Origin of the sequence: Salibaculum griseiflavum (genome assembly GCF_003129565.1) — a bacterium.
Taxonomy (GTDB): domain Bacteria; phylum Pseudomonadota; class Alphaproteobacteria; order Rhodobacterales; family Rhodobacteraceae; genus Salibaculum; species Salibaculum griseiflavum.
Genome location: NZ_QETF01000006.1, coordinates 48,378 through 65,518 on the forward strand (window position 1 = coordinate 48,378; position 17,141 = coordinate 65,518).

Consider the following 17,141-nt stretch of genomic DNA (forward strand, 5'->3'; position numbering starts at 1 on the left):
AAGGGCAGCCCATGGACCTCATCGACGAGCCGGAAAAGGCGGGCAACACGCCGGAATTCACCGTCAGCGAGCTGTCGGGGGCGGTCAAGCGCGCCATCGAGGGAGAATTCGGTCATGTCCGGGTCAAGGGCGAGGTGGGCCGGGTCGTCCGGGCACGATCGGGGCACCTCTATTTCGACCTCAAGGATGACCGCAACGTGCTGGCCTGCACCACTTGGAAAGGCCAGATCCCGGGGCTGAGCGTAATCCCCGAGGAAGGCATGGAGGTCGTGGCCCATGGTCGGATGACCACCTTCGGCAGCCAGTCGAAATACCAGCTGAACGCGGTCGAGGTGGCCGTGGCGGGGGTCGGCGCGCTGATGGCGATGCTGGAAAAGCGCAAGAAGGCGTTGCAGGCCGAGGGGCTTTTTGCGCCCGAACGCAAGCAGGCGCTGCCTTTCCTGCCGGACGTGATCGGCGTCGTGACCTCGGCGCAGGGCGCGGTGATCCGCGACATCCTGCACCGGCTGCGTGACCGGTTCCCGCGCAAGGTGCTGGTCTGGCCCGTCGCGGTGCAGGGCAAGGACTGCGCGCCGCAGGTGGCGCGGGCCATCGCGGGCTTCAACGCGATGACGCCGGGCGGCGCGTTGCCCCGGCCCGACCTGCTGATCGTGGCGCGGGGTGGCGGGTCGATCGAGGATCTGTGGGGCTTCAACGAGGAAGAGGTGGCGCGCGCGGCCGCGGCCAGCATGATCCCGCTGATCTCGGCGGTGGGGCACGAAACCGACACGACGCTGATTGACTTCGTGGCGGACAGACGCGCGCCCACGCCCTCGGCGGCAGCGGAAATCGCGGTGCCCGTGCGGCTTGAACTGATCAACGACGTTGACCAACTGGACAGCCGCCTGTCCCGGGCGGTGACCGAAGGCGTGCGGGGGCGCAAGCAACGCGTCAGTGACCTGGCGCGGCTTCTGCCCAGGCCCGACATGCTGGTCGAAGATGCCCGGCAGCGGTTCGATTACTGGTCGGAACGGCTGGACCTGGCCCTGAAGGGGCGTGTCAGCGCCGGGGAACTGCGCCTCAGCCGGGCGGCGGGCAGCCTGCGGCCGGGTCTGTTGCAGGGGCGGCTGGACCGCGCCCGCGAGCGGCAGACCGGGTGGTCTGCGCGGCTGGCGCCGGCGCTGGCCCGCGCCGCGCGGGACAAGCGCACGGCCTTTGCTCATCAGGCCGGACGGTTGAGTCCGGTCCAGATCGAACGGGCGATTTCAAAGGGGCGTGACGATGTGCGGGCGCGGCTGGACCGGCTGCGGCTGGTCGCGCGCACGGCGCAGGACCGGCGGCAGGCCCGGCTCGAGGCGCTGGACAGTCTGCGCCGGACGCTGGGCTATACCGAAACGCTCAAGCGCGGATATGCCGTGGTGCGGGGTGATGGCGACGTGGTTATGACCGCCAAAGCGGCGGGCAAGGCCGGGTCGCTGGAACTGGAATTCGCCGATGGGAAGCTGGCTGTGGGCAAGGGCGATGCGCCAAGGCCGAAGAAGGCCAAGCCCAAGACCCCGCCGCCGGATCAGGGCAGCCTGTTCTAACCGGGCCGGCCTCAGGCCCCCATGTTGTCGCAGATCAACGGCTCACTCTCCTCGACCTCGTAGATCACCGAGGCGCCGGGGCCATCGAGGAACTCGGCGCGGATGCCGCCGGGGTCGCGAAAGACTTCCCAGCATTTCGGCTCGGGGTCGTTCTCGTAGACAAAGCAGATCGCACCATCGGCTTCATACCATTCCCCCATCACGCAATCGCCGTCGATGAAGGACCAGATCACCCGGCGCGAAGGGGCGTAATACTCGATCCCGTAGGGCAGGCCATTGGCGGAAAAGGTCAGGGTCTTGCCGGTCATGTAGGCGTCGAACTCGTCGCCGGTCATCGGTGTTTCGGCCAATGCGGACATTGGCAGAAAGGCTAGGGCGGCTGCGATCCGTCTCATGAGGCTCAGTCTGGCAGATGGTCGGGGCGTTCGTCCATCCGGTTTTGCCAGCTCGTGGCCAACGGGTCCATCAACCGCCGCCAATGCCGTGGCCACAGGGCGATGCAGGCCATGACTGGCAGGGAGTAGGGAAGGCGGGGCATGTCCTCGTCCAGCCGCAGGGCCGGGTAGGGCCGGGTCGGGTGGGCGTGGTGGTCGGAATGTCGCGGGGCGTTCAGCATGAGAGCCGAGCTGAACCAGTGGGGCGCGTTCCAGGAATGGGCGGAGCGCACCGGTTCGGGCTTGCCGCTTTGGCCGGTGCTGCGGCGCAGCCCGTAATGCTGCACGTAATCCGAAGTCAGCATTTGCAGTTGCGCAAAGATGGCCAGCCCGAGGAACCAGGCCAACCCGGCAGGGCCGCCAAGGGCGTGTGCGGCCAAGCAGAAGGCCAGCCCGCCGAGGGCATAGGTCACGAAGGGATTGCGCCAGGCCGGCCGGCCCGAGGTCCGGTTGCGGGCCCGTTCGGCGGCGAAGGCGCGGCGCAGCTCGCCCGGCCAGGCCCGCAGCAGGAACCGGTAGAGCCCCTCGCCCCAGCGGGCGGAATTCGGGTCGGCCTTTGTGCCCACATGGACATGATGCACCAAGAGGTGGCCCGAGACGTGTTGCCCGTAGAGCACCGACAGGTAGGCCAGAACACCGGCCCGGTGCAGCAGCCGCGACGAGCGGTGGATCAGTTCATGGGCGTTGGAATTGCCGACCTGCCCCAGGAACAGGCCCGTGCCGAGCGCCAGCGCCAGCGTCTCGGCCCAGGACAACGCCCCCCGGCCCAGGATGGCCACGACCAGCGCCAGCAACGCCAACTGGGCGACCACCAGCGCGATGGACAAGGCATCGGCGCGGGGAAACTCGGCGGCCTCTTCTTCTGCGGGCAGCGTCAGCGCCACCGCCTCGTCCAGCACCGCCGCGAGGAGGGTTATCCAGGCCAGCCCGAGATATATCCAGGCCCCGCCCCATAAAGCGCCCAGCCCCGGCAGGATCGGGGCAGCCAGCGTTGCCAGGGCGAAGAGGATCATCGGATGCCGCATGGGAAGGCTTGCCTGCAAACTGCGTTCTGGCGACACTTTAGCAAGGCAATCAACCAGACATAAGACCCGGCAGAGGAGAAACCCGTGCAGGTCCTGACCATGATCGGCGCCGGCCTGGCCCTCGTCTTTTGGGGGGCTTACTGTTGGCGCGGCCCCAGCTGGCCCAGAAGCGCCATCAAGACCGGGTCGGTCGCAGTGCTCGCGCTGGCCGCAGCGGGGCAGGGTTTGCCGATGCTGGCTACCGCGCTGGCCCTTGGCGCGTTGGGCGATTTCTGCCTGTCCCGTGTCGGGGCACGCTGGTTCCTCGCGGGGATGGCGGCCTTTGGCGCCGCGCATCTGGCCTATACCGTGCTGATGCTCGACGGGGTCGCTTTGCCCGGACGCTGGCCCGCCATGATCGTGCTTGGTCTGTTCGGGGCTTTCATGGCGTGGCTGCTTTGGCGCCGGGCGGGGGCGCTGCGCGGGCCGGTTCTCGCCTATGTCGCGGTGATCCTGGCCATGGGGGTCGTGGCCCTCGCGCTTGGCGATGCACCCTGGTCGCGGCTCGTCACGCTGGCGGCACTTCTTTTCGTCGTTTCCGACAGCTTTCTGGCGACCGAGTTGTTCCTTGTGCCGCAGGTCCATCCGGCACGGCGCGTTCTGCCATTCCTTGTCTGGCCGACATACTGGCTGGCGCAGGCGGGGCTGCTCTGGGGGCTGACCCATGGTGCAATCAATTGATCACGCGCCCTTAACCTTTGGCGCACATGTGATTAAGTGTGGGTCGAAGACGTGTGGAGCGCCCGATGGCCTTTTTCAAGAAACTCAAGGACCGCCTTTTCAAATCCTCTTCCAAGATCGAGGAAGGGCTGGACGCCATCGTCGAGGATGGCGGGGTTGCGGAAGAGGTTGCAGCGGCAGAGCCTGAGCCGCAGCCGGAGCCTGCACCAACCCCGGAGCCGGACCCTGTGCCCGCGCCGGAACCGGAGCCGCAGCCAGAGCCTGAGCCTGAGCCCGAACCAGAGCCAGAGCCCGTGCCGGAACCGGAACCCGAGCCGGTTCCCGTGCCCGATCCACAACCTGCACCGCAGCCCGATCCCCAACCCGACCCGGCCCCTCAGGAGGTGCCGGTGCGCGATCCCGAGCCGGCACCGCCCGCCCCGCCGCAGGAAGTGCCGCAGGCACCGGCCCCCACGCCCGAGCCGGCCCCGGTCGAACTGCCCGACAGCACGCCGCCCGAGATGCCACAGGCGATGGATGTCGCGACCGCCACCGAAACACTGGAACCAACAGGCAAGCCGGGGTTCCTCGGCCGCCTGCTGGGCCGCGGCGACAAGAAAACCGTCATCCGGCGCGAGTTGGACGACGACATGCTCGAACAGCTCGAGGAATTGCTGATCACCGCCGACATGGGCGTGGATACGGCCCTGCGCGTTACCGCGAACATGGCCGAGGGCCGTTTCGGCAAGAAGCTGTCGACGCAGGAAATCAAGGAATTGCTGGCCGCCGAAGTCACGCGCATCATGGAGCCGGTGGCCCGGCCCATGCCGCTCTATCCGTCCAAGCCGCAGGTGGTGCTGGTCGTGGGCGTCAACGGGTCCGGCAAGACCACGACCATCGGCAAGTTGGCCAGCCAGTTCCGTGCCGCCGGCAAATCGGTGGTGATCGCCGCTGGCGATACCTTCCGCGCGGCGGCTGTCGAACAATTGCAGGTCTGGGGCGAGCGGGCGGGCGTGCCCGTGCTGACCGCGCCCGAGGGATCGGACCCCGCCAGCCTCGCCTGGGACGCGATGGAGCAGGCCCAGAAGGACGGCGCCGATCTCTTGATGATCGACACGGCTGGCCGCCTGCAAAACCGCGCCGACCTCATGGAGGAGTTGGCCAAGATCGTCCGTGTGATCCGCAAGAAGGACCCGGACGCGCCGCATAACACCCTGCTGGTGCTGGATGCGACCACGGGGCAGAACGCCCTCAGCCAGGTCAAGACCTTCCAGGAATTGGCGGATGTGTCGGGACTTGTCATGACCAAGCTCGATGGCACCGCGAAGGGCGGCGTTCTGGTTGCGCTGGCCGACAAGTTCGGTTTGCCCATCCATGCCATCGGCGTGGGGGAACAGATCGACGACCTTGCGCCCTTCGACCCCGAGGAGTTCGCCGCCGCCCTGACGGGGCTGGACCGATGAGGGCCCTGGCCGCCGCATTTCTGGCCATTGGGCTGACCGGCCCGGCCGCCGCGCAGGACCGGATGAGCACCGACACCTGTGCGGCCAGCTGGACACTTCTGTCTGATGCCGCCGCCTGGTCGGATGAGGTCATCCGCCACGATGCCCCCCGCGCGACCGATGACGGCTGGTGCGGCATTGCCGATCTGCGCTGGACCGGGGCCTTCGCCCTGGAGGTGCAGCTGACCGACCTGCGCTGGCGGCTGGGCGATCCGGCCCGGCTGATCGAAGAGGGTCTGCCGCCACGGTCGATCGAGGTGAAAGTCGGCCGCGTCGCGACCTGGCCAGATATCGGCAACGCGGTGCGCAATTACGCCTATCGCCTGCAAGGCCCGCAATTCGAAGGGTCGGCAGCGCTCCGTCTGCAATGGGACGGGGTTGCCAAAGCGCTGACCCTGCAGGACTTGAGCCTGGATTTCGGCGACCTGGGCGCCCTGAAACTCAACGCGCGGGCGTCGGGGGTGGACCTCTCCGACCGCGAGGCGATGATGCGCAGCACGGCGAGCGTGGCGCTGGAGACCGTCACCCTGGAGGTGACGGCGAACGGTTTCCCCGAACGCTATCTTGCGGTTCCCTTGGCAGAGGCGTTTCTGGACCCCGAGGGACCGCCGCCCGAGGCGCAGGTGGCAAGGCTGATCGCCTCGGCCAAGGCGCGTCTGGCCGATCTGAACGAGAGCCTGCTGCCGCCGCGCTCAAGGACCGCGCTTGAGGCGGCGCTGGACAGCCTGCCGCGCCCACGCGGCACCCTGCGGGTCCAGATGCAGGCGCAAGAGCCGCTTCCCATCGGGAAGATTGTGGCGTCTGCGCTTGCCATGCCGCCGCAGGACGCCCTGTCGGACGTGCTTGTCGGTCACCTCGAACAGCTGCGGCTGGGCGTGAACTGGTCGCCCCAGAGGGGCGCAGAATGATAAGGGCGGCGCTGGCCGGGCTTGTCGGTTTGGTGCTGGCCTTCCCGGCACAGGCTTATGAAAGGATGCCGCGCAGCGACTGTCGCGATGCGCTGTCGGCCGGGGCGGCGGCCATCGGGCTGGACCAGGCCGACATCTACGCCGCCGATAATGCGCGCCACGTCGTCACCGCCGATGGCTGGTGCCGCCTGTTCGGGGATGACCCGATGCTTGGCGGCGCGCCCTTCGCCACGCTGGATTGGCGGGCCGAGGGTATTTCGCGGCTGATGGTCGAGGGCCGCCCGCCCGAGGCACTGGAAATCCGCATCGAGGATTGGCGGACCGAACCCGGCGATCCGCTGACGCGCGGCGCCACCCGGCGCCCGGCACCGGTGGACGCGACCCTTTCGCTGCGCCATGTTCAGGACAGCCGCCAACTGATCCTCGAAAGCCTGCGGATCGGGTCCGATGCGGGCGACGAACTGTTCCTGACCGCCGTCTTTGAACGCGTCGATTTCAGTTCCGCGGCGATGGCCCAGGTCAGCTTGGGCAGCGTGGCCCTTGGCCGCCTGAATGCCCGCGCGACGCTCAATGGCTGGGTGGAAAACCGGGTTCTTCCGAGTCTCGAGATCGAGGGCGACCCACAGGCCGTGCGGCGGATGGTTCGCGACGGGATCGACCTGCTGCCCGGCCACCTGTTCGACACGGCCGCACGGGCAAACCTCGATGCCTTTCTCGACGCCTTGCCCGCGCCGCGCGGCACGCTCGAACTGGGCCTGCGCTCGGATAGCGGGATGATGTTTTCCGGGGTCGGCGCGCTGTTCCTTTTCGGTCGCGCCCTCGACACCGCCGATCCCGCGACGGCGCTGTTGGACGGGGTCCACGTTGATGTGATCTGGACGCCCGACCCGAACCAGACCGAGTGAGCGACTGGATTCTCTCCATCGCCGGAACGCCGCAGGGGGCGTTCTGGGCGTCGATTCTGGCGCTGGTTTCGGCCATCGCCCATGCCGGCTTCGGAGCCTTGCAGAAGGGCCGCCACGATCCGTGGATGATGCGTGGGGCGATTGACGGCTGGCTGGTGGTGATCTCCGCCCCGGTTGCGCTTTTCCTCGTGCCCTGGCCCACGACGCAGACCTTCGCGATCCTGGCGGGGGCGCTGGGCATCCACTTCTTCTACAAGCTGAGCGTGGCGCTGGCCTATGAACGGGCGGCCTATACGGTGGTCTATCCAATGATCCGCGGCACCGGGCCGCTCGTCACGGTGATCGCCGCCAGCCTGCTGTTTCAGGAGCATTTTACCGCGGTTCAGTGGTTGGGCGTGGCCTGCCTTTCGGGGGGAATGGCCCTTCTGGCGCTGCGCAACATGGCCGCCGATGCCGTGGATCCCGAGGGCGTTCGGCGCGGGCTGGTCTGGGCCCTGATCGGCGGGCTGACCGTGGCGCTTTATACCGTCTACGACGCCTGGGGCATCCGGCAATCGGCGGATCCCTTCACCTTCCTGGCCTGGTTCTTCTTCATCACCGCGCTGGATTTCCCGATCCTGGCCTGGGTCCGCTATCGCCGCCTCGGCGCGCCGGGCGGGGTAGCATCGCTTTTGCGGCGCGGCTTTGCGGGGGCGGTGATCGCTTGGATCAGCTTCGGCGGCGTCATGCTGGCCACGCGGTTGGACAAGGTGGGCGAGGCGGCGGTTCTGCGCGAAACCTCGACGGTCTGGGCCGCGCTGATCGGCTGGTTCATCCTGGGCGAAACCGTCGGCCCCCGCCGGTTGATCCTGATGGGAATGATCGCTTTGGGGGCTGTCATCGTGGAATTCGGAGGGTAAGAGAGGCTCATGGCAGAGAAACAGATCAAACCCTGGGTGAAACAGCTTCTGGAACTAGGGCCGACCCTGGCCTTTTTCCTGCTCTACCTGCGGATCAAGGACGACACCTTTACCTATGGCGCGACCGAGTATTCCGGCTTCATCGTCGCCACGGTGGCCTTCGTGCCGATCCTGCTGGTGGCCATGGCAGTGCTCTGGCACCTGACGGGCAAGCTCAGCCGGATGCAGATTTTCACCGCCTTCATGGTGATCTTCTTCGGGGCGCTCACCGCCTGGTTCAACGACGAGCGGTTCTTCAAGATGAAGACCTCGATCGTCTATGGCACCTTCGCGGGGCTTTTGGGGATCGGCCTGTTGCGCGGGCGCAGCTACCTGGAATTCGTCATGGGGGAATTCCTGCCCATGGAGCACGAGGGCTGGATGATCCTGACCCGGCGGCTCTGCGGGCTGTTCGTCGGGCTTGCCGTGGCCAACGAGATCATCTGGCGCACCATGTCAGACACCACATGGGTGACGATCGAGACCTTCGGCTTTCCCATCGTGCTGTTCCTGTTCCTGTGGATGCAGATCGTCGGACTGCAACGCTACCTGATCGAGGACAAGGAAGAGGGCTGACCCCTCAGGAGGGGCTCTTCAACCTTGGTTCGATCATGACCGACCGACGCGTCTTCGGGGCGAGCTGGGCGCGCAATAGCGGCAGGGGCGTGCGATGCGGGTGCAAGAGCAGCGCTTGGTAGAAGCGGAAAACGCCGGGGCGCAGGTAGCCCGACCAGTGGCAGACAGGGGCCTTGGGTGGCGCGATGCGGTGGCCCAGCCGCGCCAGCGTATCGAGTGCCGCGGCCCGATCCAGACGTACGTCCAGCCAGTTTTCCGCGTCGAGCCCGCCAGCGACGGTTGGCCCGCCCAGCGGTGCGGCCAGCCTCAGAAGCGTATCGAACAGCAGGTTCTCGCGCCCGGTGATGTTGATGACCTCGGCCTGCGCTCCGGCGGGTTGGGCCAGAAGGGTGCGGGTCTCGCGCCGGAATAGCGCGGCTGAAATCAGGATAAGGCGGCTGACATTGCCCGCCGCGAGGTGGCGCAGCGACAGCATAGCAACCCGCGCACCCAGCGAATGACCGATCAGGTGCACGCGTCGCCCGGGGTCCAGCCGCCGAAACGCCATCACAAGCTGGGCGAGGTCGGCGGCGGCCAGTTCGGCATGGGACAGCGCATCCCAGATGTGACCGCGTGCCGGCCAGCCAAATGCGACGGCCAGCCCCGCATCCCCCCTGAGGCCGAGGTGGCGCGGCCAACTGACCGCCTTCCAGCAGTCGCGGCGCGGCTCAAGGCTTAGGATATGACGGTGGGGACTGGTGTCAGGACAGTCGGGCGAGAACCGGAAGCCGTGCAGCATGATCACCACCGGGGCCCGTGCGGGCAGGTCCGCCATCGCCGCGCGCAGGGTCGCGTCATCGGGGTGGTCGCCCATGTTGATCGGCAGAAGTGTCATCGCCTTTCCTCAACATCTTGGGGGTGCTATGCGGCCCGACCGCTACACCTGCGTGACGCTCCCATGATGTTTTGATGACAGGCCGTGTGGGATTGACGCGGGGCCACCCTTGGCCTATCCAAACGCCAGTGGCGATTTGTTACCGGATTGCGGGCCACTCTAAACATTCCGCTAAAAGGTCGAAGGGATGTTCGCCCCGATACCTTGTCCGGTGTCGGGGTTTTTTCATGCCTGAAGGAGGGCGGAATGGACAAGTGGAAGCGGCGCACCCGGGCGGTGCATGCGGGCACGCGGCGCAGCCAGTATGGCGAGGTCAGCGAGGCGGTCTTCCTGACGCAGGGCTTCGTCTATGACAGCGCCGAGGCGGCCGAAGCCCGGTTCGAGGCCGCGGGTGAGGACGAATTCATCTATGCCCGCTACGGCAACCCCACCATGCGGATGTTCGAGGACCGGATTGCCGATTTGCTGGGCTATGAGGATGCCTTTGCCTGCACCAGCGGCATGGCTGCGGTCAGCGGCGCGCTGACGGCACTGCTGAAGGCCGGGGACCATGTCGTGTCGTCGCGGGCGCTCTTCGGCTCCTGCCTTTACGTGCTTGAAGATATCCTTGCCAGGTTCGGGGTTGAAATCACCCTGGTCGATGGCACGGACAATGCCGCCTGGGAGGCTGCCATTCGCCCGGATACGCGGCTGGTCTTCCTCGAAAGCATCTCGAACCCGACGCTCGAGGTGATCGACCTGCGCCACGTGGTCAAGGTGGCCCATGCCAATGATGCGCTGGTTCTGGTCGATGACGCCATGGCCACCCCGATTTATTCCTATGCGCGGGAATGTGGCGCGGATATCGCCATCGTTTCCACCACGAAACATGTGGACGGGCAGGGGCGGATGCTGGGCGGCGTCGTCTGCGGCAGCCGAGAGTTGATCCGGGGCCCGATCGAGGCCTACATGAAGCACACCGGCGGCGCCATGAACCCGTTCACCGCCTGGACCCACCTGAAAGCGCTGGAAACGCTGGACCTGCGGGTCCGGGCGCAGGCCGAAAGCGCGGCCCGTGTGGCCGAGGCGCTCGATGGCCATCCGGCCCTGTCGCGCTTGCGCTATCCCACGCATCGGGCGCATCCTCAATGCGACCTTGCCCGGTCCCAGTCCGAGGCCGGGGGCACGGTGATCGCCTTCGAGGTCAAGGGTGGCAAGGCGGCTTGTTTCAGCGTTCTTAACGCGCTGGAAATCGTAAAGATTTCCAACAATTTCGCCGATGCCAAGTCCATCGCCACCCATCCTGCGACCACGACCCATCAGCGGTTGCCGCAAGACCAGAAAGATGCGCTGGGCATCAGCGACGGGCTTGTGCGCCTGTCGGTCGGGCTGGAAGACCCTGATGACCTGATTGCCGACCTGCTGGCGGCGCTGGAGGCGGTGTGATGTGGGTCCGCGATGCCCTTGCCCATGAGGCCGGGACGCTGGCCCAACTGTTCTGGCGCGCCGTGCGCGAAGGGCACAGCCCCTACGACGAGGCCGCCCGCGCCGCCTGGGCCCCGGAATGCCCGACGGCCGAGGATTTCGCCGCGCGGCTGACCGGGTTGGAGACCCTGGTGGCCGAACAGGACGGGCTGATCGGCTTCATGTCGCTGGGGTCGGACGGATATCTGGACCTCGCTTTCGTCTTGCCCGACCATCGCGGCACCGGCGTCGCTGACCGGCTTTATTCCGTTCTCGAAGGTCGGGCCCGCGCCCGCCGGCAGCCGCGCCTGACCACCCACGCCAGCCTGATGGCGCAGCCGTTCTTCACCCGTCATGGCTGGCAGGTTTTGGCTCCTGATCCTGTCATGCGGCGCGGTGTCCTTCTGGACCGAACGGTGATGGAAAAGCGTCTGAACTGACGCGGTTTTACTTTTTCGGACGAAAGATGCAGGATTCCGTGATCTGAAAATGTCGCAAACCCGTAATGAGAGGGCATTAGGTGGACAAGTATGCGGACCTGCCCCATGTCAGGCTTCTGCGAGAGCGCACCAAGGGGGGCGATATGAACCTGCATTCCAAGGACCTGACCCGAGACCTGACCCTCGAAGAGGCGGAAGAGGCGTTGAGCCTTCTGCGCCGCTGGGCGCAGGGTGTTTCAGAAGAGGAAGTGGCGCAGCTCGACCCGCTGGTGTCGCGGTTGATTCCGGGGCGCGAGGTGTCGAACTACCCGGCGCTGGCCCGCGCCTATCCGGAGGATTTCCGCGTAGACGAGGCCTACAAGGCGTCGATGCCCGACTTGCAGAACGGCCCGTCCAGCCTGATCCGTGGCGCAAAGCGTGCGATCCAGCATGTCGGCATCTCGAATTTCCGGCTGCCGATCCGCTTTCATACCCGTGACAATGGCGATCTGACGCTGGAAACCAGCGTGACCGGCACGGTCAGCCTCGAAGCGGAAAAGAAGGGCATCAACATGTCCCGGATCATGCGCAGCTTCTACAAGCATGCCGAGGAAACCTTTTCCTTCGAAGTGGTCGAACGGGCGCTGGACGCCTACAAATCCGACCTTGAAAGCTTCGATGCCCGGATCGAGATGCGCTTTTCTTTCCCGGCCAAGGTGCAATCCTTGCGGTCGGGGCTTGAAGGGTTCCAATATTACGACATCGCGCTGGAAGTAGTGGAAACGGACGGTGTGCGGCGCCGGATGCTGCATCTCGACTATGTCTATTCGTCGACCTGCCCGTGTTCGCTGGAATTGTCGGAACATGCCCGTCAGTTCCGCGGCCAGCTGGCCACGCCCCATTCGCAACGCTCGGTCGCGCGGATCTCGGTCGAGCTGGACCCCGGCGCGCCCTGCCTGTGGTTCGAGGACCTGATCGACATCTGCCGCAGCGCCGTGCCCACCGAAACCCAGGTGATGGTCAAGCGCGAGGATGAACAGGCCTTTGCCGAGCTGAACGCAGCCAACCCGATCTTCGTCGAGGACGCGGCGCGGCTGTTTGCCGAAGGGCTGCAGGCCGATCCGCGGATCGGCGATTTCCGCGTGATCGCCAGCCACCAGGAGAGCCTGCATTCCCACGACGCCGTCAGCGTGCTGACCGAGGGACCGACCTTCGAAGCCGAAAGCCTTGATCCGAAACTGTTTTCCACGTTGATTCACGTCGGCTAGCGGCGGGCGCGCTTGCGCTTGCGCTTGACTATCCGCGCTGGTCGGGCCAACGCTTTGGCCCATGTTCGACCTGCGCCCTGTGGGATATGTCATCGGCCTCCTCGTGGCGGCGCTGGGCCTGACGATGTTCGCGCCGCTGCTGGCCGATCTCGTGGCCGGGAACGGCTATTGGCCGGTCTTTCTTGAAAGTGGCGTGATAACCGTCATGGTGGGCGGCTTGGTGGCCGTGGCCTGTTCCAGCGGGGTTTCCGCCGGCCTGACGATCCGCCAGACCTTCCTTCTGACCACCTTCGTCTGGCTGACGCTGCCTCTGTTCGGCTCTATTCCCTTCCTGCTGGCCATTGACGGGCTGTCCTTTACGGATGCCTTCTTCGAGGCCATGTCGGGTCTGACCACAACCGGGTCCACCGTGCTGTCCCAGATCGAGGCGCTGCCCGAGGGGATCAAGCTGTGGCGTGGTATCCTGCAATGGCTGGGCGGAATCGGGATCATCGTCGTGGCCATGGTGTTCCTGCCTGAGCTCAAGGTCGGCGGGATGCAGATCTTCCGCTCGGAAGGCTTCGACACGATGGGCAAGATCCTGCCCCGTGCGACCGAGATCTCCAGCTCGATCTCGGTGATCTATGTGGGGCTGACCCTCGCCTGCGCGCTGCTCTACTCCGCGGCGGGCATGAACAGTTTCGACGCGATCATCCATGCCATGACCACCATCGCGACAGGCGGCTTTGCCAATTACGACAGTTCCTTCGGGGCGTTCGGGCCGGGGGTGGAGTATACCAGCGTGGTCTTCATGATGCTGGCCGCGCTGCCTTTCGTGCGCTACGTGCAGCTGATTTCGGGCAGCGGGGCGCAACCGCTGTTCCGTGACAGCCAGATCCGCACCTTCTTCGCCATCGCCGCCGGGTTGGTCCTGGTGTTGGCCATGTGGAACTGGGCGCTGAGCCGAGAACTGACAGAGACCGCCTTTCGCAAGTCCCTGTTCAACGTGGTCTCGATCCTGACTGGCACCGGCTATGCCAGCGCCGATTACATGCAATGGGGGCCGTTCGCGGTGACCCTGTTCTTCTTCATCGGGCTGATCGGCGGCTGCGCCGGCTCGACCGCCTGTTCGGTCAAGGTGTTCCGCTATCAATTGCTGTTCTCTGCCGTGAAAGCCCAGATCCGCCGTATCCACAGCCCGCACGGGGTCTTTTCCGTCCGCTACCAGGGCCGGCCCGTGGGCGAGGAGGTGCTCAGTTCGGTCATGGCCTTCTTCGTGGCCTTCATGGTTGCCATTGGCGTCACCGGCGTCCTTCTGGGCATGACCGGGCTCGATTTCATCACAAGCGTCAGCGGCGCGGCCACGGCCATCGCCAATGTGGGCCCCGGCCTTGGCAACGAAATCGGTCCGGCGGGCAATTTCGGCGGGCTGAACGATACGGCGAAGTGGATCCTGTCCATCGCGATGCTGGTGGGGCGGCTTGAAATCATGGCCGTTTTCACCATTCTGACCTGGCATTTCTGGAGGGCCTGATGCAGCGACCGCTTGGCGCACAAATATCGCATATGCTGAAGGATCGCGGGGTCGAGGTGATCTTCGGCATTCCCGGCGTCCATAACCAAGAGCTCTATCGCGGCATCGAGGAGGCCGGGATCACCCATGTGCTGGCCCGCCACGAACAGGGGGCGGGCTTCATGGCGGATGGCTATGCGCGGGCCACGGGCAAACCCGGAGTGGCCTATGTCATCACGGGGCCGGGCCTGTGCAACATCATGACGCCGATGGGACAGGCCTATTCGGACAGTGTGCCGATGCTGGTGATTTCCTCCTGCCTTGATGAGACAGCCGCCACGCGCGGGCAACTGCACCAGATGCTGGACCAGCGCGCCGCGGCCGATACGGTTTGCGAATGGTCCGAAGAGGCCCGCACAGCCGAAGCCGCCTATGCCCTGATCGACCGCGCGTTGATCGAGATGGCCAGCGGGCGGCCCCGGCCCCGGCATATCCAGATCCCGATCTCGGTGCTGGAAACCCCGGCGCCGCCGCCCGGCCCGCGCCCCGTCGTGGCCTCGGAAAGGTCGGATGACCCCATGCCGGCGGTGATCGAGGCCATACTGGGCGCGAAACGGCCGCTCTTCATTCTCGGCGGCGGCGCAAGGGGATGTGGCTATCAGGCGCGTGATGCGGTGCGGGCGCTGGGTGCGGCCTCATTCGAAACCTATGCCGGGCGCGGAATCGTCGGTGCCTATGCGCTGAACTACCGAAGCAACATGGCCCGGCCCGAGGCGCAGGGCGTCCTCGAACAGGCCGATGTCGTGGTGTTGGTGGGCAGTGAACTGAGCCATTCCGATCTGTTGCGCGACGATGCCGGTATTCGCGGGCGTTTGATCCAGGTGGATATCGACCCCGGCGCGTTTCTGCCCGATTGCGAATGGCCGGTCCTGTCCCGGGCGTCGGATTTCTTCGACGTGCTGCTGGCCGCACTGGAGGGCCACGAGCCCGCGACAGACTGGACACCGGCAGAGGTCAAATCCGCCAAGGCCCGCTGGCGCGGCCAGGTGGATGCGGAAACGCCGCATGTTCTGCCCGTGATGGACGCGCTGCGTGCCTGCCTGCCCGATCTGACCTCGATCTATTCCGACATGACCCAGTTTGCTTACGTGGCGCTGGAATGCTGGCCGATGGAACGGCCCGGCTTCTGGCACCACCCGTCTGGCTTTGGAACGCTGGGGTTTTCCTTGCCGGCCGCCATTGGGGGCGCCATGGCCCGGCCTGGCTTGCCGACGCTCTGCATCATCGGCGATTACGGCATTCAATACACCATTGCCGAGTTGGGCACTGCGGTGGAACAGGGCCTGCCCCTGCCGATCCTTCTATGGGACAACGGCAAGCTGGGCGCGATCGAGGACAGCATGGTCGCCGCCCAGATCGCCCCCAACGCGGTGATCCAGCGTAACCCGGATTTCCTTGCGCTGGCGCGGGCCTATGGGGCAGGGGCGGAAGAACCGGACAGCCTGACGGCCCTGCAAGAGGCCGTCACGGAAGCGTTCAAGGCGGATCGCCCGACCCTGATCCGCATGACACCGGGTTTGGCCTGATGGACCATCCGCTGATCGACCTTGTGAACCAGCGCATCCGTGAGGCCGAGGAAGCTGGCGATTTCGACAATCTCCCCGGTGCCGGGCGGCCCTTGCCGGATTGTGACGACCCCGAAAACGCGCTGCTCAACCGCTTGGTCAAGGAAAATGGCGGTGTGCCGGAATTCGTGTCCCTTTCGCGCGAGTTGGAAAAGCTGCGCAAAGAGTTGAACGAAACCACGGACCGCACCGCGCGCCGGGATATCCTGAAAGACATGTCGATGATGGAGGCCCGGATCGAGATCGCCCGCAAATCCTGGGCACGGTCCCGATGAGCGAGGTGCGCGCCCAGTATGAGGCCTATCCCTATCCCGAACGTGACCCCGCGGACGAGTCCAAGAGGCTGATCTCCGGCTCGCCCTCCGATCCGCGCGAGATCGACCATTTCGTCTTTGGCGGCAAGCGGGACTGGGCGCGGCCCTTGCGGGTACTCGTGGCGGGCGGCGGCACGGGGGACGGGCTGATCCAGTTGGCCCAGATGATGGCGTGGGCCGGCAAACCCGCCGAAATCACCTATCTTGACCTCTCGACCGCCTCTCGCGACGTGGCCGAGGCGCGGGCCAAGGCGCGCGGGCTGACCGGTATCCGTTTCGAGACCGGGTCGCTTCTGGACGCGGCGGAGTATGGCCGGTTCGACTATATCGACTGCTGCGGCGTGCTGCATCACCTGCCGGATCCGGCGGCGGGCTTTGCCGCCCTGCGGGCCGCGCTGGCCCCCGGGGGCGGACTGGGCTTCATGGTCTATGCCCCCTATGGGCGCAGCGGTGTCTACCCGTTGCAGACGGCTTTCGGTGCGTTGCTGGCGGGGTTGTCGCCGCAGGACAGGTTGGCACGGGCGAAAGAGATCTACGCGCGCCTGCCCGAAGATCACCCGTTCAAGCGCAACCGGCTGGTCGGAGATCACGAGCAATCGGATGCCGGGTTCTACGACCTGTTGCTGCACTCGCAGGATCGCGCTTTTGCCGTCGATGAATTGCTGTCGGTGATGGCCGAGACCGGCTGGCAATTGTCGGGCTTCGTGCAGCCGGCGCTTTATGATCCTTCGCGGCTGGCGGGCGTGCCGGAGGGGCTGGACCCGGCGACGCGCATGGCCGTGGCCGAGCAGTTGCGCGGCACGTTCAAGGTGCATGTGGGCTATGCGGTCGAGGCCGGGCGCGACACGGCGCGGGCGCGGCCTGCGGACCTGTCGCTGATCCCTCATCTGAAGGGCGGCGATCCGGCCAAGCTGGCGCGGATGGTAGGGGCGGGAAAACCCGTTCAGCTGACCTTCGGCCCGGTGACAGAGACCGTGCGCTTGCCGAAACGGGCGGCCCGGCTGATCGCCGGGATCAACGGCAAACGGACACTGGCCGAGATCGCCCGGGGCGCCGGGCTGGACCCGCTGGCTTTCGGCACGCTCTGGGCGCAGGTCGACCGGGAACTGGGCGGTTTCGGCCTGCTGCTTTATTCCGGGATCGGGAGGTAGGCC

The 17,141-nt window shown here is 66.1% G+C and carries 17 protein-coding genes and 1 riboswitch; of the genes, 14 read left to right on the forward strand and 3 right to left on the reverse strand.

From position 1 onward, the window contains the following. The first annotated feature begins 11 nt into the window (after positions 1-11). Positions 12-1,565, forward strand: a complete 1,554-nt coding sequence (gene xseA, locus DFK10_RS07285) for an exodeoxyribonuclease VII large subunit (protein WP_109388140.1) — start codon at positions 12-14, stop codon at positions 1,563-1,565. 11 nt (positions 1,566-1,576) lie between these two features. Here the strand turns inward: xseA and DFK10_RS07290 are convergent, their stop codons facing one another. Together DFK10_RS07290 and DFK10_RS07295 are read right to left on the reverse strand one after the other, a co-directional pair. Continuing rightward, entirely contained in the window at positions 1,577-1,960 is a 384-nt protein-coding gene (locus DFK10_RS07290; RefSeq protein WP_109388142.1) for a hypothetical protein, read from the reverse strand. A 5-nt stretch (positions 1,961-1,965) separates the two neighbouring features. Next, complete coding sequence (locus DFK10_RS07295) at positions 1,966-3,012, reverse strand: alkane 1-monooxygenase (protein ID WP_235866790.1); 1,047 nt, start codon at positions 3,010-3,012, stop codon at positions 1,966-1,968. 96 nt (positions 3,013-3,108) lie between these two features. On the opposite strand from DFK10_RS07295, the gene DFK10_RS07300 reads away from it, so the two are divergent. The 6 genes from DFK10_RS07300 (at position 3,109) to DFK10_RS07325 (ending at position 8,552) form a co-directional block, all read left to right on the forward strand. Beyond that, positions 3,109-3,744, forward strand: coding sequence for a lysoplasmalogenase (locus DFK10_RS07300; protein ID WP_235866791.1), 636 nt, complete (start codon positions 3,109-3,111; stop codon positions 3,742-3,744). A 65-nt stretch (positions 3,745-3,809) separates the two neighbouring features. Beyond that, positions 3,810-5,186, forward strand: coding sequence for a signal recognition particle-docking protein FtsY (ftsY, locus tag DFK10_RS07305; protein ID WP_109388146.1), 1,377 nt, complete (start codon positions 3,810-3,812; stop codon positions 5,184-5,186). Beyond that, a complete protein-coding gene (locus DFK10_RS07310; protein ID WP_109388148.1) occupies positions 5,183-6,133 on the forward strand; it encodes a hypothetical protein in 951 nt (316 codons plus the stop codon). The genes ftsY and DFK10_RS07310 overlap by 4 nt, the downstream gene beginning before the upstream one ends. Next, positions 6,130-7,038 carry a hypothetical protein gene (locus tag DFK10_RS07315; RefSeq protein ID WP_109388150.1) on the forward strand — a complete coding sequence of 303 codons (909 nt, stop codon included), beginning with the start codon at positions 6,130-6,132 and terminating at the stop codon, positions 7,036-7,038. The genes DFK10_RS07310 and DFK10_RS07315 overlap by 4 nt, the downstream gene beginning before the upstream one ends. After that, positions 7,035-7,937 carry a DMT family transporter gene (locus tag DFK10_RS07320; protein WP_109388152.1) on the forward strand — a complete coding sequence of 301 codons (903 nt, stop codon included), beginning with the start codon at positions 7,035-7,037 and terminating at the stop codon, positions 7,935-7,937. The genes DFK10_RS07315 and DFK10_RS07320 overlap by 4 nt, the downstream gene beginning before the upstream one ends. A 9-nt stretch (positions 7,938-7,946) precedes the next feature. Continuing rightward, positions 7,947-8,552, forward strand: a complete 606-nt coding sequence (locus tag DFK10_RS07325; RefSeq protein ID WP_109388154.1) for an inner membrane-spanning protein YciB — start codon at positions 7,947-7,949, stop codon at positions 8,550-8,552. Between the two features lie 4 nt (positions 8,553-8,556). On the opposite strand, the gene DFK10_RS07330 is transcribed toward DFK10_RS07325, so the two are convergent. Then, entirely contained in the window at positions 8,557-9,426 is an 870-nt protein-coding gene (locus DFK10_RS07330; protein ID WP_109388156.1) for an alpha/beta fold hydrolase, read from the reverse strand. 118 nt (positions 9,427-9,544) lie between these two features. Next, positions 9,545-9,621, forward strand: a riboswitch (SAM riboswitch). Positions 9,622-9,672: 51 nt separating this feature from the next. On the opposite strand from DFK10_RS07330, the gene DFK10_RS07335 reads away from it, so the two are divergent. From DFK10_RS07335 to DFK10_RS07365, 7 genes are all read left to right on the forward strand, one after another. After that, on the forward strand, positions 9,673-10,851 hold the full coding sequence (locus DFK10_RS07335; RefSeq protein WP_109388158.1) for an aminotransferase class V-fold PLP-dependent enzyme: 1,179 nt from the start codon (positions 9,673-9,675) through the stop codon (positions 10,849-10,851). Then, complete coding sequence (locus tag DFK10_RS07340; RefSeq protein WP_109388160.1) at positions 10,851-11,309, forward strand: GNAT family N-acetyltransferase; 459 nt, start codon at positions 10,851-10,853, stop codon at positions 11,307-11,309. The genes DFK10_RS07335 and DFK10_RS07340 overlap by 1 nt, the downstream gene beginning before the upstream one ends. 80 nt (positions 11,310-11,389) lie before the next feature. Beyond that, the gene (folE2, locus tag DFK10_RS07345) at positions 11,390-12,556 is read left to right on the forward strand and encodes a GTP cyclohydrolase FolE2 (RefSeq protein ID WP_408005576.1); all 1,167 of its coding nucleotides are present in this window, start codon (positions 11,390-11,392) and stop codon (positions 12,554-12,556) included. A gap of 61 nt (positions 12,557-12,617) precedes the next feature. After that, positions 12,618-14,069: a TrkH family potassium uptake protein gene (locus DFK10_RS07350; protein WP_109388162.1), complete on the forward strand. Its 1,452-nt coding sequence runs from the start codon at positions 12,618-12,620 to the stop codon at positions 14,067-14,069. Next, on the forward strand, positions 14,069-15,634 hold the full coding sequence (locus tag DFK10_RS07355) for a thiamine pyrophosphate-binding protein (RefSeq protein ID WP_109388164.1): 1,566 nt from the start codon (positions 14,069-14,071) through the stop codon (positions 15,632-15,634). Before DFK10_RS07350 ends, DFK10_RS07355 begins: the two co-directional genes overlap by 1 nt. Beyond that, positions 15,634-15,948 (forward strand): DnaJ family domain-containing protein, encoded by a 315-nt coding sequence (locus tag DFK10_RS07360; RefSeq protein ID WP_109388166.1) that lies wholly within the window; start codon positions 15,634-15,636, stop codon positions 15,946-15,948. Before DFK10_RS07355 ends, DFK10_RS07360 begins: the two co-directional genes overlap by 1 nt. Beyond that, positions 15,945-17,138: a class I SAM-dependent methyltransferase gene (locus tag DFK10_RS07365; RefSeq protein WP_109388168.1), complete on the forward strand. Its 1,194-nt coding sequence runs from the start codon at positions 15,945-15,947 to the stop codon at positions 17,136-17,138. Before DFK10_RS07360 ends, DFK10_RS07365 begins: the two co-directional genes overlap by 4 nt. The last annotated feature ends 3 nt before the right edge of the window (positions 17,139-17,141 follow it).

Excerpts from the sequence above, each read along its gene's own strand:
- xseA (WP_109388140.1), top strand. The coding sequence starts at position 12 with ATGGACCTCATCGACGAGCCGGAAAAGGCGGGCAACACGCCGGAATTC.
- DFK10_RS07290 (WP_109388142.1), bottom strand. The coding sequence starts at position 1,960 with ATGAGACGGATCGCAGCCGCCCTAGCCTTTCTGCCAATGTCCGCATTG.
- DFK10_RS07295 (WP_235866790.1), bottom strand. The coding sequence starts at position 3,012 with ATGATCCTCTTCGCCCTGGCAACGCTGGCTGCCCCGATCCTGCCGGGG.
- ftsY (WP_109388146.1), top strand. The coding sequence starts at position 3,810 with ATGGCCTTTTTCAAGAAACTCAAGGACCGCCTTTTCAAATCCTCTTCC.
- DFK10_RS07310 (WP_109388148.1), top strand. The coding sequence starts at position 5,183 with ATGAGGGCCCTGGCCGCCGCATTTCTGGCCATTGGGCTGACCGGCCCG.
- DFK10_RS07315 (WP_109388150.1), top strand. The coding sequence starts at position 6,130 with ATGATAAGGGCGGCGCTGGCCGGGCTTGTCGGTTTGGTGCTGGCCTTC.
- DFK10_RS07325 (WP_109388154.1), top strand. The coding sequence starts at position 7,947 with ATGGCAGAGAAACAGATCAAACCCTGGGTGAAACAGCTTCTGGAACTA.
- DFK10_RS07330 (WP_109388156.1), bottom strand. The coding sequence starts at position 9,426 with ATGACACTTCTGCCGATCAACATGGGCGACCACCCCGATGACGCGACC.
- DFK10_RS07335 (WP_109388158.1), top strand. The coding sequence starts at position 9,673 with ATGGACAAGTGGAAGCGGCGCACCCGGGCGGTGCATGCGGGCACGCGG.
- DFK10_RS07340 (WP_109388160.1), top strand. The coding sequence starts at position 10,851 with ATGTGGGTCCGCGATGCCCTTGCCCATGAGGCCGGGACGCTGGCCCAA.
- DFK10_RS07350 (WP_109388162.1), top strand. The coding sequence starts at position 12,618 with ATGTTCGACCTGCGCCCTGTGGGATATGTCATCGGCCTCCTCGTGGCG.
- DFK10_RS07355 (WP_109388164.1), top strand. The coding sequence starts at position 14,069 with ATGCAGCGACCGCTTGGCGCACAAATATCGCATATGCTGAAGGATCGC.
- DFK10_RS07360 (WP_109388166.1), top strand. The coding sequence starts at position 15,634 with ATGGACCATCCGCTGATCGACCTTGTGAACCAGCGCATCCGTGAGGCC.
- DFK10_RS07365 (WP_109388168.1), top strand. The coding sequence starts at position 15,945 with ATGAGCGAGGTGCGCGCCCAGTATGAGGCCTATCCCTATCCCGAACGT.